The 14,165-nt window shown below is 45.7% G+C and carries 12 protein-coding genes and 1 pseudogene; all 13 read left to right on the top strand.

All coding sequences use genetic code 11. The features are described from left to right. A partial coding sequence (locus IH879_09605) for a nuclease (protein ID MCH7675191.1) occupies window positions 1-453 on the top strand: 453 nt, incomplete at its 5' end. Window positions 454-535: 82 nt separating this feature from the next. After that, window positions 536-790, top strand: a pseudogene (locus IH879_09610) (N-acetyltransferase). A gap of 384 nt (window positions 791-1,174) precedes the next feature. After that, the gene (locus tag IH879_09615; GenBank protein MCH7675192.1) at window positions 1,175-2,335 is read left to right on the top strand and encodes a LysM peptidoglycan-binding domain-containing protein; all 1,161 of its coding nucleotides are present in this window, start codon (window positions 1,175-1,177) and stop codon (window positions 2,333-2,335) included. Between the two features lie 483 nt (window positions 2,336-2,818). Next, complete coding sequence (locus IH879_09620; protein MCH7675193.1) at window positions 2,819-3,100, top strand: hypothetical protein; 282 nt, start codon at window positions 2,819-2,821, stop codon at window positions 3,098-3,100. 198 nt (window positions 3,101-3,298) lie between these two features. Continuing rightward, the gene (locus IH879_09625; GenBank protein ID MCH7675194.1) at window positions 3,299-6,553 is read left to right on the top strand and encodes a glycosyl hydrolase; all 3,255 of its coding nucleotides are present in this window, start codon (window positions 3,299-3,301) and stop codon (window positions 6,551-6,553) included. 25 nt (window positions 6,554-6,578) lie between these two features. Continuing rightward, on the top strand, window positions 6,579-7,046 hold the full coding sequence (locus IH879_09630) for a hypothetical protein (protein MCH7675195.1): 468 nt from the start codon (window positions 6,579-6,581) through the stop codon (window positions 7,044-7,046). Between the two features lie 338 nt (window positions 7,047-7,384). Next, window positions 7,385-7,831 carry a hypothetical protein gene (locus IH879_09635; protein MCH7675196.1) on the top strand — a complete coding sequence of 149 codons (447 nt, stop codon included), beginning with the start codon at window positions 7,385-7,387 and terminating at the stop codon, window positions 7,829-7,831. 20 nt (window positions 7,832-7,851) lie between these two features. After that, window positions 7,852-8,205, top strand: a complete 354-nt coding sequence (locus tag IH879_09640; GenBank protein MCH7675197.1) for a VOC family protein — start codon at window positions 7,852-7,854, stop codon at window positions 8,203-8,205. 28 nt (window positions 8,206-8,233) lie between these two features. Next, the gene (locus tag IH879_09645; protein ID MCH7675198.1) at window positions 8,234-8,623 is read left to right on the top strand and encodes a hypothetical protein; all 390 of its coding nucleotides are present in this window, start codon (window positions 8,234-8,236) and stop codon (window positions 8,621-8,623) included. 476 nt (window positions 8,624-9,099) lie between these two features. Further along, window positions 9,100-11,154, top strand: a complete 2,055-nt coding sequence (gene secD, locus IH879_09650; protein ID MCH7675199.1) for a protein translocase subunit SecD — start codon at window positions 9,100-9,102, stop codon at window positions 11,152-11,154. A 15-nt stretch (window positions 11,155-11,169) separates the two neighbouring features. Further along, complete coding sequence (secF, locus tag IH879_09655; GenBank protein MCH7675200.1) at window positions 11,170-12,114, top strand: protein translocase subunit SecF; 945 nt, start codon at window positions 11,170-11,172, stop codon at window positions 12,112-12,114. A 38-nt stretch (window positions 12,115-12,152) separates the two neighbouring features. After that, window positions 12,153-12,491 carry an STAS domain-containing protein gene (locus IH879_09660; protein ID MCH7675201.1) on the top strand — a complete coding sequence of 113 codons (339 nt, stop codon included), beginning with the start codon at window positions 12,153-12,155 and terminating at the stop codon, window positions 12,489-12,491. A gap of 166 nt (window positions 12,492-12,657) precedes the next feature. Then, window positions 12,658-13,935: an adenylosuccinate synthase gene (locus IH879_09665; protein ID MCH7675202.1), complete on the top strand. Its 1,278-nt coding sequence runs from the start codon at window positions 12,658-12,660 to the stop codon at window positions 13,933-13,935. The last annotated feature ends 230 nt before the right edge of the window (window positions 13,936-14,165 follow it).

Consider the following 14,165-nt stretch of genomic DNA (forward strand, 5'->3'; position numbering starts at 1 on the left):
AACCAGAATAATTCTCCCGAAGAGGTCGAAACAGTCGCACGGATTGTTGCAGACTTGCTCAAACCCGCTATTGAATGGACGAACGAAAACGGGCGAATTAAAACACTTGGCACAAAAGACATCCTGATCGTCGCGCCTTATAACGCGCAGGTTGGCGCCCTGCAAAACCGCTTGCCTGAAATCAGGGTCGGTACGGTCGATAAATTTCAGGGCCAGGAAGCGCCCGTAGTTATTTACTCGATGGCAAGCTCATCGGCGGAAGATGCTCCGCGAGGCATGGGTTTCTTGTATAGTCCGAACCGCCTCAACGTGGCTACCAGCCGGGCACGCTGTATTTGCATCCTGGTGGCTGCAGCGCGTTTACTCGAACCGGATTGCCGCACCCCGGAGCAAATGCGTTGGGCGAACGGGCTGTGCCGGTTCAGGGAGCTTGCCACCGTTGTTAATATCTAGAGTACGAGGCGCTTAGTGTGTAGGTGGAGACACTTTAAATCCATTCAAATGACGGTATACCGTTAGAACCGGCGGAGGCGAAACAGCAGAAACGTCGTTCTATGTAAAACAAGAACACCGGGCCAAGGGTATCGGTCGAGCACTCAAGAAAGCCATCATCGATGAAGCCCGTCGCTTGGGGTTTCACTCAGTGATCGCGAAGGTGGCCGAAGGAAGCGATGCGAGCATACACTTAAACGAGAGCTTTGGATTTACGCACGTTGGAACGCTAAGGGAAGTTGGCCGCAAGTTTGGTAAACGACTGGACGTGCATATCATGCAAAGAATTCTGGATTGAGTCCTTTATTTAACACATTTTGACGCATTCAATGTACTCCAAAAAACATAAAATAATGAAGCAAACAATCGGCTACATAACTCTGCTCGTTCGGGACTATAAAAGACACCATTGACTTTTACACAAAGAAGCTTCGCTTCAATCTTGTCGAAGATACCCCGCTGGGCGGTGGAAAACGCTGGGTTCTTGTGGCGCCACCGGGATTTATATGGAATAAACGGGATCTCCTTGAATTGAAGGCATAGCAGCTTCACGCCCCCCTCCTGCAAGATTATTTTTTTTAAGATTTTTTCATAACATAGTCCTTCTTTTAAGTATTCAACATCGATGTCGATAATCAATTGCGTCGAAATGAATGTTGTTTACTTAAAATGAGGTTACGTAATGAAACGGATTTCTATGTTTATTTTTTTGGTCGCCGCAATGACTGTCAGTCACTTGTTTGGCGGAATAAAAGATAAACTCGGACTGGGATTAAACATAAACGCGCATAAACTTTATGGCGACACACGAAGCGGTAGTTTAGGGCTAAGCGGTGGGAATTTGCTTTTGCGGTATCGTTTAAAACCTGCCCTTTTCTTAGAGTCTGAATTGGGATTGCTTAGACTTTCGACCCAAATAAATGGCACCACCCTGGATACCGATATGCTGAACTTTGGTGTCAAAGCAGGCTATACATTTCTTACATCTCAAATTTACCAGCCTTTCATATACGTTGGGCTTGGAGCACTTAACTTTTCAGACAATAGCGGACGTTTCTGGGATGGTTACGCAGCTTTAGGCGCAGGCACGGAATTTTTCGCTTCAACCTCTCTCGCTGTAAATGTCACAGCAGATTTTCGTTATACCAGCGGCGATGGTTTCGATGGTGGGCTCTCTGGATGGCGCACAGATGGTTTTCTTAACCTGGGTCTGGGCTTTATTTATCACTTTAATCGCCACTCAAACCAGGGTGAACCGTACATCACGGTTCCTGAATTCGACCCTTTTTATTTTGAAGTTGCCGAAGCCAATGTTGAAGAAGAAATAGAGGGCATTGTTGAATCGACTGATCAGGAATTGAATATGCAAACCTTGCTGTCATTAATGGAGCAAGAACAGGCTTCCAAAGTGGAAGAAAATGCCATGACCCTGGAGGATGATATTCTGCCTGAGCCGGAGACAACAAGGGAAACCGTGGTTCATCGGGGTGCTGAAATTGAAAGTTGGGTTTATACAGTGCAGCCTAATGACTGGCTGTCTAAAATTGCCGCAATCTTTTACGGGGATCCCATGGCCTATGCAAGAATTGCACAAGACAATCACGATGTTATTCAAAATCCGGAAAAGATTTATGCAGGTCAGAAGCTGCTGGTTAAGATCCAAAAAGGGATGCCTGTCTTTTACAGGGTGAAAAAGGGAGAATCGCTCTCTATAATTGCCAACAGGTTTTACGGGGATCCCATGAAATTCAAAGATATTTTCTTGGCGAATCAGGATGCTATCGAAGATCCCGACATCATCTATCCGGGTCAAGTACTCAAAATTTTTCTTACCAAGAATTAACCACAGCGTTGAGCCGACCCGTTTGAAGGGTGTATTTAAAACGGCTTTCCGAGCTGCAGAGTTCACGTCATTTTGAGTTTCGATAACTCTCAGCTTTTTGGCTCAGGGTTGAGGTTCATCACGGAGCCTGCCCTGAGCCCATAGCCCCGGTTCACAGTGCCAAATCAACCTGCCTGTTTTCTGCTTCTCATTATTCATTTACACGGAAAGAAATCGTCAAGGACGACTATCTCTCCATCTGCAAGACCGCCTTTATCCCAGGAAAAAAATCCATCATCCAGCCGGTTTCCTCCTTACTGTATTGTGAACTTAAATAACTAAAGCTACTTCCAATCATATCTTGACTCTTTCAAAATAAATTTGCACAATTAAGTTGGCAAATGATCATGCAATGATTGCTGCAACCACAGCAATCAGCGATTTATGAGCGAATTTAATGAGAGTTTTAAAAGAGGTCGAACTAATTTGAAAAGAGAAGATGAAATGAAAACGATTGGAATGGTCGCATTGTTTGCTATTTTGGTTCTTCAAAATGTCTGGCTGAGCCAAAACATCATTCAAAACGGAGGTTTTGAGAATGACTTTAGTGGCTGGGTGCCCGTAGACAGCGTTAACATTTCCACTGCAGTGGTTCATTCCGGAGCAAAGTCTTTTATGGCGTCGGACCCAGCGAAAAATCGCTCTAGTATAATTACTCTACAAAGTGGGACGGCACACACAAAGATGGTCAAAGGGTATCGAGCGGAGTATTCCTGTACCGGTTGAATGTAAATGGCTTTGTGAAAACAAGGAAAATGCTGGCGATTAAATAGAACCCAAAGACCGTCTTCTTAGTCGTAACAAATTTCGTTAGAATTCGTTTCGATATAAATCTATCCACAAATATAGTTAACACAACCTTGCGAAGGTTCAGAACCTTGGCAAAGTTTTACATTATCCATAATTTCTTAAGGAGCAAAAGTCATGGCTAAAGTGACCAGGTTTTGCATTTTGGTTTTTTGTGTGTTTGTCTCTTCGTACGGATTTTCCGCGGACAAGAAAGACGATGGTCTGCTATCAGACACGACATTTGCCGGATTAAAACTACGCGGTATCGGACCGGCTTTCATGTCCGGGCGAATCGCTGATATCGCCATCAATCCCAGCGATCCCAGTCAGTGGTATGTTGCTGTGGGCTCAGGCGGTGTCTGGAAAACCAATAATGCCAGCACCACCTGGCAGCCGATCTTCGACGATCAGCCGTCCTACTCCGTTGGCTGTGTCAGCATCGATCCCAATGAGCACACTGTCATTTGGGTTGGTACAGGGGAAAATGTTGGCGGCCGTCATGTCGGCTATGGCGATGGAATTTACCGCAGCGCGGACGGCGGCGCCAGTTGGGAAAATATGGGCTTAAAAGAAACCCATCACATTTCAAAAATCATCGTCCATCCCGAAAACTCCGATATTTTGTGGGTTGCGGCCCAGGGACCGCTGTGGTCAAAAGGGGGGGAACGCGGGCTATATAAAACTACCGATGGCGGCAAAAAATGGAAAAAAGTCTTAGGCGATGATGAATGGACGGGTGTGACGGATATCTTAATCGATCCGCGAAAACCGGATCAGTTGTACGCTGCGACCTGGCAGCGTCACCGTAACGTTGCCGCATACATGGGAGGAGGCCCGGGATCAGGCATTCACCGTTCCGGCGACGGCGGCGAAACCTGGGAAAAGCTCAGCAACGGTTTACCCGAGTCAAATATGGGTAAAATAGGTTTGGCAATTTCGCCGCAAAATCCAGACGTGCTCTATGCGGCCATCGAACTGGATCGCCGCACCGGCGGTGTGTACCGCTCTGCCAATCGCGGCGTTTCATGGACAAAACAATCCGATGCGGTTTCCGGCGCTACCGGCCCGCATTATTATCAGGAGCTCTACGCCAGCCCGCATCAATTTGATCGGCTTTACCTGGTGGATTCGCGCATGCAAATCTCAAATGACGGCGGCAAAACTTTTACCCGCATGAAAGAACAATTTAAACATGGGGATAACCATGCTTTAGCTTTCCGGTCCGATGATCCGGATTATTTGTTGGTAGGTACAGATGGCGGACTCTTCGAGAGTTTTGACCTCGCCGAAAACTGGCGCTATGTTGCCAACCTGCCGGTCACGCAATTTTATAAAGTTGCCCTGGACGACGCAGAGCCCTTTTACAATATTTACGGCGGCACCCAGGATAATTCAACCCAGGGTGGTCCCTCCCGCACCGTTCATTCGTTAGGTATTCGAAACTCTGACTGGTATCGGACCCTGGGCGGCGATGGCCACCAGCCGGCAACCGAACCCGGGAATCCCAATATTGTTTATTCGGAATCCCAGCAAGGCTTTCTGTCACGCATTGACGTCACCACCGGCGAGATTCTTTCAATACAGCCGCAACCTGAGGCCGGTGAAAGCTATGAACGGTTTAACTGGGATTCCCCGATTCTGGTCAGTCCCCACTCGCCGACACGCATATATTTTGCTTCACAACGGGTCTGGCGTTCCGATAATCGCGGTGACAGCTGGACCCCGATCTCGGACGACCTGACCCGCAATCAGGAACGAGTTACACTCCCCATTATGGAGCAGACCTGGAGCTGGGATGCCCCTTGGGACGTCAGTGCCATGTCCAACTACAATACCATCACTTCACTGGCTGAGTCACCCTTACAGGAAGGTTTGATCTACGCCGGCAACGACGACGGCCTCATTCATGTGACCGGAGACGGGGGCCAAAACTGGCGCCGAATTAATGTGGGTGACTTACCGAATGTTCCCGCAACGGCCTTTGTCAATGATGTCAAAGCCGATTTATTCGATGTCAATACCGTTTATATTGCGCTTGATAATCATAAATTTGGCGACCTGAATCCTTATTTGTTAAAAAGCAGGGATCGCGGAAAAAGCTGGCGCTCCATTAAAGGCAACATTCCGGATCGTACTCTGGTTTGGCGTTTGGTGCAGGATCACGTCAATTCGAATCTGTTATTTGCCGCTACCGAGTTTGGTATTTACTTTACGATTGACGGCGGTACAAAATGGATAAAACTCACCGGCGGCGTCCCGACAATTTCATTCCGCGACCTCGCCATTCAGCGTCGAGAAAATGACCTGGTTTGCGCATCCTTTGGCCGCGGTTTTTATATTTTCGATGACTACAGCGTTTTACGCCATGTTTCCGAACAGCAATTAAACCAGGAAGCTACCCTATTCCCTGTTCGTAAAACCTGGTGGTATATCCAGCGTCGACTTGGAGTTATTGGCGGGGCATCCCATTTTACCGCCCCAAACCCGCCTTATGGCGCTGTGTTCACCTATTATCTGAAAGACGAAATAAAAACCCCAAAGGCCCTGCGCAAGGAGAAAGAAAAAAAACAGACTGAGGACAAACAACCGGTTACCTTTCCCGGCTGGGACAAAGTAGAAGCTGAAAGAAGACAGGAAGACCCGCAGATCTGGTTAACTGTAAAAGACAACGAAGGGAGTATAATCAGGCGATTAAAGGGTGAAAATAAGGCGGGTTTTCAGCGCATTGCCTGGGATCTACGCTTTCCACCTACAGATGCTGTCAGCAGCGAAGCAGACTTAAGCGGCGATTTTACCGGCGCCATGGTTGCTCCGGGTAATTACACCGTTACCCTGTCAAAGCAGGTCGATGGCAACAGCACTGATTTGTCTGAACCGGTACCTTTTACTGTTGAGCGGATGTATGAAGGGGCTTTGGCAGGCGCAGACCCAAAAGAAACCGCCGCCTGGTGGAAGGAGACAGCACGGCTTAAAAAGTCTACTTCTGCTGCCTCTCGAGTGTTGGATAAGGCAATAAAAAGAGTAACGTTACTACAAAAGGCTTTAATTCGCACAACATCGGCTCCCGGAAAACTGGATAGCGAGTTGCACCGGATTAAACAAAGCTTACTGACGCTTGATGAGCAGTTGAATGGCAACCGTTCCAAGCGGGAAATCGGTGAAAAAAATAACCCGACAATTGCACGTCGGCTGAATGCGGCTAATTCATTTAATTCAACTTACGGCCCGACCCCGATGCAAAAACGCAGCCTGGAAATTGCGGCTACGGAATTTAAGGAATTAAAGAAAAATCTGGAAAATATTATCAACATGGAGCTGCCTAAAATTGAGGATGCCTTAAAAGCTGCCGGTGCGCCATGGATTGATGGACAACCTATACCGGAGTATTGATTTTCAAAAGTTCATTTGTTTGGTTATGAAAGCACAAATAATCGAAACCTGGCACATCAACAACAGAGTCCATCTCATGCTCATTGATGCTATCAGTGATGAAGGGCTCCATTGTACTTTGTCAAAGCGCGGTGGAGGAACCCCGGCAAAGCAATTTACTCATTTGCATAACCTAAGACTCTGGAGGTTGGAAAAGGTTGACAAAGAACTGTTGCAAGGGCAGTCTAAGATTGACACAACAGGCACCATCGACAAGGCATTGCTCAAGAAAAGGCTAAACGAATCCGGAGCTGCGATTGCGAAAATGATTGAGAACGGAATCGACGATGGCGGAAAAATAAAGGGATTCAAAAGAGGTGTTATCCCCTTTCTGGGATATATGATTTCCCACGAGTCGCACCATCGCGGCAATATTCTGTTAACCCTGAAACAATGCGGGCATAAAATACCCAAGGACATTCAGTACGGAATTTGGGCCTGGAATCAGATTTAGCGTGATAAATCGTTAATTAAAAATTAGCTTGCATTATTCACAAACTGTAAAATCATCATTCTCCTGGAAGCAGATGTTGCAGATTATGTTTTTGAGCCACAGATAGACACGGATTGTCACAGATTTCTTGGTAAACTGGAACCTTTTCATACTTTTTTTAACAAATCCGTGTTTATCAGTGTTCATCCGTGGCCAAATTCTTAATTACAACAGCCTGAAGGCAGGAATCCATTGCAAATTAATAACTTAGTGCTAGGTAGTGATGTCCGGCTACTCGGGCAATGACAATATTGAAGTTCTTGCCTCAAATAGAAATTCATGAATTAACCAGGTTAGTTATGTTTTGTTCCTGCGGATTTAAATCAAATCAAAAATGTAAGGAAATTTTTGATATAATCATAGCCAGGGAATTCTCAGATTTCCGTTATGCAAAATTTCATCGCTTGACCGTCGACGCCTATTCCCTGCAGCATCCGGATCCCTACATGATCTCTGCGAAATCTTTTGCAGCGCATTTAACCGGCATGTGCTGCGCCATAGAATATGATAATGACCGCAATTTGCTCAGGATATTGCAGCAGTGGCTGAATGGAAAAAAGCAGATAGAAAAACCCAAACTGCTTGATAACGTCGGCAGCCTGACAATCTCGCGCGTGGTGAATGCCGGGGATGGAACAGAACATGCCAAATTGGTCAAAGAATGGGCAGAGAACGTCTGGGATGCATATGCTCTCTATCATAATTTGGCCAGAGAGTGGATAGAAACGGCTAAACGAAAACCTTAACCAAACCTTTGAGGTAACAAATGGCTCAAAATGAAAAAAATAAGCGGATAGATTATATTGAAATCCCGGTTACCGACATGGCCGAATCGAAACGATTTTATGGTGAGGTTTTCGGCTGGAAGTTTGTAGATTATGGACCGGACTACGTAGCTTTTAACGATGGGCGCCTCGACGGCGGATTTCGCAAAGAGTCGAGTGTACAAAGAGGCGGCCCGCTGGTGGTGTTCTACGCCACTGAACTGAAAAACGTAGAGACTGAGATTAAGAAAGCCGGAGGGACAATCGTGGTAGACATATTTGATTTCCCGGGAGGAAGACGTTTTCACTTTACCGATCCCAGCGGCAACGAATTGGCTGTCTGGTCGGAGCAATAAAAACACTACTACTAAACCAACCATATCTATGGAAATTGAAACTGCCGTAGAGGTTTTTGCAATAATAAACCTTGGAACGATGGGAATCTCGCATATTTTGGCACACCGCACCTGGGCAAGGTTTTTTATTTGGCTCCGCTCCAGGGAAGAGCCGGGTGTGTTTGTGGTCGCTTTCTTGAGTTTGGGTATGGGTTCGATTATAGTTGCGTTTCACCCTGTCTGGACTGGCATTCCTCTAGTACTCACTCTTTTCGGATGGTCACAGGTGTTAAAAGCTGTTATATACCTCTCATTTCCCAAAGTCGGGCTGAAAAAGCTCGGTGCAGTTTCAGAGGATCGTTCTAAAATTTTTATACTCCCCGGAGTATTTATGCTCGTCATTGCCGGATTGCTTGGCTACAATATACTCATTTTATAATTTCCAAGAATCGTATACTTAGTCAAAAATCTGCGGTGTTTTTTTATTTTTTCCCCTGAGATCTGCGCATACATTAGAAGTTCGTTGTTTTAAGTAGCGGCATCTCCAGATGAAATTCTACTTGCAAATTGTTGAAAAATCAATTATATTCAACGTTCGCAAATGTAGGCCATATATATGGAAATCACGGAAGAAAAAATCCGGCAAATCAGCGATGAGGCGTGGCAGCAATTAGGGTCAAATGCCAATCCGTCTATGCTCAAAAAGGTCGTTCAAGAAGTTGTAAAACGGCTGATGGATGAATCAAAAAACACCCCCCTTGATCCCCTCTCGAGGGGAACACCCCCCTTTAGTCCCCCCTCGAGGGGGGATTGAGGGGGGTGTTTGGGGTAAAAGGGCCGAGCTCCGGCTTACTTTTTAAAAAAATCATACAATTACGCTTGCCTATTCATGTTTTATTCGGAGGTTAATGATTAATGCGTCGCAAAAATCTTTTTAAAACTTTAATCATATTGACGGCACTGATATGGTCGGTTATCGTATTGACGCCGACTTATATGTTGAATCAGCAAAAACAGGAAGCCGACAATTTCTATGCCGCAATTGAAGAAAACACAAGCTTAAACCGCAACGATATTAAAGCAGCTCTCTCCTCGGGAAACCTTGAACTGCAAGTTCGCAATACGTTTAAAAGTACAAACGGAAATAGTGTTGATACCCTCCTCGAAGACGTCATTTCTCTCATCAAGGTCAATGAAAAGATAGAAGAGAATGAACCGAAGTCGATTAAACTTGGTCTTGACTTGCAAGGGGGAACTTACCTGGTTTATGAGGTTGACTTGCCAAAAATGTTGGAAACTCTTGCCCAAGAAAGGGATTCGGATCTCGATTCAGGCATTAAGAAAACAGTTGCCCGTACCAGAGAAACCAATGAAGACTTCTTTGCGGCACTCTTGGAAGTTTGCCGGGAAGACAACTTACGGTTGAGCCGGTATTTTGGCCGATCACGGGATTCAAACGAAGATATTGTCAGCGAGTTGAAAGAGGAAGCAGAAGATGCCATAAACCGGACGCTATCAGTTCTGGATAAACGCATCGATCAATTCGGTGTTTCGGAGCCTTCAATTACCAAACAGGGCGATCGGAGAATTGTTATCGAATTGGCAGGTATTCAAGACGTCGAGCGGGCCAAGAATCTCATCGGAACCACCGCCCAGCTTAAGTTTCAATTGGAGACGGAAGCAGATATCGTCAGCGCTGTTTTAAGTCAAATCAATCGTGCTATGAAACGGCAAATGGCTGGCGGGGGTCAGGAGGAAGCTGAAGGCGACTCAATACCGGTACAACAAAAAGTTAGACAAGATACCGAACGCAGGATTGATGATTTGTTCGGCGCGGCCGGCGCTTCAATCGTGGATGAATCGTCGGACACTGAGAATTCAGGCGGCGACTCTACCGTTGTCGTTGATGAAAGGATTTTTCAAGATCGGCCTTTTGACGCGCTGTTGGCAAACATCGGCGGAGATATCGGTGTGCCGGTCAAGAACGTCCGGACCGTGGAACGCATTCTTAACTCACCCGAAGTTCAAAAAGTGATTCCAAAAGACGGCGAATTTCTGTTTAGCGCAAAATCTCTCCAAATCGGTGAGAACAATTTTTACCGGATGTTTATGCTGAAAAAAAACGCCGAAGTCAAAGGCTCAATGATTGAGGATGCCCAGGTGCAGATAGGCAGCCAATTCTCGGCAGGTCAATCTGAAGTCAGCATGGATTTCAATAGTGAAGGCGCGCGGATTTTTGCAAAAGTTACCGGCGCCAATATTGGCAAGCGGCTGGCCATTGTTCTGGATGGAAAGATTGTTTCAATTCCCAATATTGAGAGCAAAATCCCCAATGGCCGGGCTCGAATTACCGGGATGGCCAATATCGAGGAGGCGAATGATTTAGCGATCGTCCTGCGCGCAGGAGCTTTACCTGCCCCAATTGAAGTCATCGAAGAGCGCACCGTTGGCCCATCGCTTGGTCAAGACTCGATTACGAGCGGCACCACTTCTGCGCTTGTTGGTTTTACTATCGTTATCATTTTCATGGCGATTTATTACCGTCTGTCCGGTTTAGTCGCAGATTTCGCATTGTTAATGAACCTGACTGTTATTATGGCGGTCTTGGCTGGTTTTCATGCCACCTTAACTTTACCCGGAGTTGCAGGCATTATTTTAACTATTGGTATAGCCGTGGATGCAAACGTGCTGATTTTTGAAAGAATCCGTGAAGAGCTCAGGAGCGGCAAAACCATCCGCGCGGCCATTGACAATGGTTATGCACGTGCGTTTAAAACAATTATAGATGCGAATCTTACAACCCTGCTAACCGCTTTGGTTTTATATCAATTCGGAACCGGGCCAATTCGAGGATTTGCTTTAACTTTGTCCATCGGAATTTTAGTCAGTATGTTCACAGCGATTGTGGTTACGCGAGTTATATTTGATTATTTTACAAACAAGTTTAGTCTGTCAAAACTCAGTATTTAACTCTCAGGAGATAGCATGCAGTTTTTGGTAAATTCGAATTTTAATTTTATCGGCAAAAGAAAAATAGCCCGGATTTTTTCCATTGCATTAATATTGATAGGAGTGGGCTCATTAATTATTCAAGGCGGACCTAAGCTCGGTATTGATTTCACCGGCGGAACTTCTTTAAGGCTGCGATTTGAAAAAGGCGTTCCAATTGGAGATGTGAGATCGGCGATTGCCAGCCTTGGCATAGGCAACGCCGAAATAAAAAACTTCGGAGATTCTGCGGATATCCTCATCCGGGTTCAGGAGCAGGAAACTTCCGGAGCAGGGATAACCGATGCAATTAAGGCCGAGTTATCCAAAGTCTTCCCGGACAATCCATACGTCGAGCGCTCAAAAGACAGCGTTGGGCCCAAAATCGGTGCAGAGCTAAGAACCAAAACCATTACATCGATTCTTATTGCCTTAGTGGGCATGCTAATTTACATCACCTGGCGTTTTGAGTTTAAATTTGCAGTGGGAGCGATTGTTGCACTATTCCATGATGTGATCATAACCCTTGGTGTTTTTTCAATTTTGCAGTTGGAAATATCACTACCGATTATTGCGGCTTTCTTAACCATCGTTGGATATTCGCTTAATGACACTATTGTAGTTTTTGATAGAATTCGAGAGAATTTGAAAGTATTGAGAAGAGAAACTTATGAATCGATTGTGAACACGAGCCTGAACCAGTCCCTGACCCGTACGATTATAACATCTCTAACGACTTTAATTGTGGTTTTAATCCTGTACTTTTTTGGCGGCAGTGTGATTCACAATTTTGCTTTTGCTCTCATCATAGGCGTGATAATCGGAACGTACAGCTCAATTTTTGTGGCCAGCCCCATTGTGATTGATTGGGAATTGAGAAGTCAAGAAAAGAAAAGTAAGGCTCTGGGTAAATTGGGTAGACCCATACCGAAAAGAGCTTAATTGATTTAATCGTCCTCAACATCGAGGGAGGAAGTTTTATGAAAATGACCGAGTCAGAATCCGCTGGCGTTGTTATTTTAGAGTTGTCCGGAAAAATAATGGGCGGCCCGGACGCCACTTTGTTGAACGACAAGCTGCATGAATTAATCGAAGCGGGCAAGACCAAAATTGTCGCCAATCTTAAAGGCGTAAATTGGATGAACAGCTCCGGCCTTGGCATTCTCATCGGCGGCTTGACTACCATGCGCAACAGCGGCGGCGACCTGAAACTTGCCGACATAACCGACCGGATTCAAAGCCTGCTGATGATTACGAAACTGCTAACTGTTTTTGAGACCTTTGACACAATCGATCAGGCCATAGAAAGCTTTAGCTGATTCTTATATAAAAACTTTTAGAAAACTTTTAAACTCCGGCAAACTTTGTCGGAGTTTTTTGTGTCTCCCCGGCTGTGTCATGCCGAGCGCCTTCGTAAAGATTTCACACGCGGAGCCTGCCTTGGCGCAGACGACAGGTTCAAAATGACTAATAAATAGGAAAACCATGTCCGTCAAAATCATCGTTGGCGCCCAATGGGGTGACGAGGGCAAAGGGAAAATTGTTGATTTGCTAAGCGAGCAGGTGGATATTGTGGCGCGATACCAGGGCGGAGCCAACGCCGGGCACACCATCGTTATTGATGGCGAGCAATATATTCTGCATCTCGTGCCCTCCGGTATTTTACACGAAAATACCGTGTGTGTCATCGGAAACGGTGTGGTTATCGACCCCCTCGCTTTGTTGGAGGAAATTGAGTTTTTAAAATCAAAAGGCATCTCGGTGGACGGCCGTTTGTGGATCAGTCACCGCGCACATTTGATTATGCCTTATCATAAACTCTTAGACCAGGCGAAAGAATCGAAAGACGCTGAGCGCAAAATCGGTACGACGGGCCGCGGCATCGGCCCCGCTTACGTCGATAAAGTCAATCGCATGGGAATCAGAATCGTCGATTTGCTGGACAGAGATACCTTGAAAAATAAACTGCGCACAAATATCAAAGAGAAGAACGAAATCCTGAAAAAAATTTATGAAGAAAAAGAGATAGACGTGGATGAAATTATCAATGAATATCTGGAGTTTGATAAGAAGATCGATCCCTACATCAAAGACGTCTCGACTTTTCTCAACGAGTCTCTCAAAGACGGCAAACAAATTTTGCTGGAAGGCGCGCAGGGTACTTTGCTCGATATCGATTTTGGCACCTACCCTTATGTCACCTCATCCAATCCTACCAGCGGCGGAGCCTGTGCAGGCGTCGGCATCGGCCCAACAAAAATAGAAAGTGTTTTAGGGGTCATTAAGGCCTACACAACCCGGGTCGGAATGGGGCCCTTCCCGACTGAGATCGGTGATGAAGAAGATTTTGACTTACGTGATTTAGGCGGCGAGTATGGCGCCACGACCGGTCGCCCTCGACGCTGTGGCTGGTTTGACGCGGTGATTGCGAACTTCGCGGTTCAGGTCAATGGCCTCGACTCTTTTGCCTTAACCAAACTCGATGTCCTGGACTCTCTGGAAGAAATTAAAATTTGTGTGGCTTACAAATACGAGGGGAAAACCATCACGACTTTTCCCAGTGAAATGCGCATTCTGGAAAACTGTGAGCCGGTTTATGAAAGCTTCCCCGGCTGGCAGCAGCCGACCTCCGAAATCCGTTCCTACCAGGATTTACCCGCCAACGCTAAATCCTACCTCGAAGCAATTCGGAATCTAACTCAAACGGGTATTTCGATTATTTCGGTAGGCTCGGGGAGAGAACAAACGATTTTGATGGATTAATTTCTTCCCCCTTGAGAGCTTCTCAAAAAAGACATGATTACTCTATTTATTTATGTTCTACAACTACATTGACTCTCTGAAAGGACAATCCACTAATTGAAAATTTTACAATACTTTATTGAAACTGTAAGATTAGATCTCCTCTATATTGTTTATTTTCTTGATAGTTCAATGGCTCAACAGTTCCTGAGAATGTTTTAATACCGAAAGTAGTCATGGGGGAACAATAA

Source organism: candidate division KSB1 bacterium (assembly GCA_022562085.1).
Taxonomy (GTDB): domain Bacteria; phylum Zhuqueibacterota; class Zhuqueibacteria; order Oceanimicrobiales; family Oceanimicrobiaceae; genus Oceanimicrobium.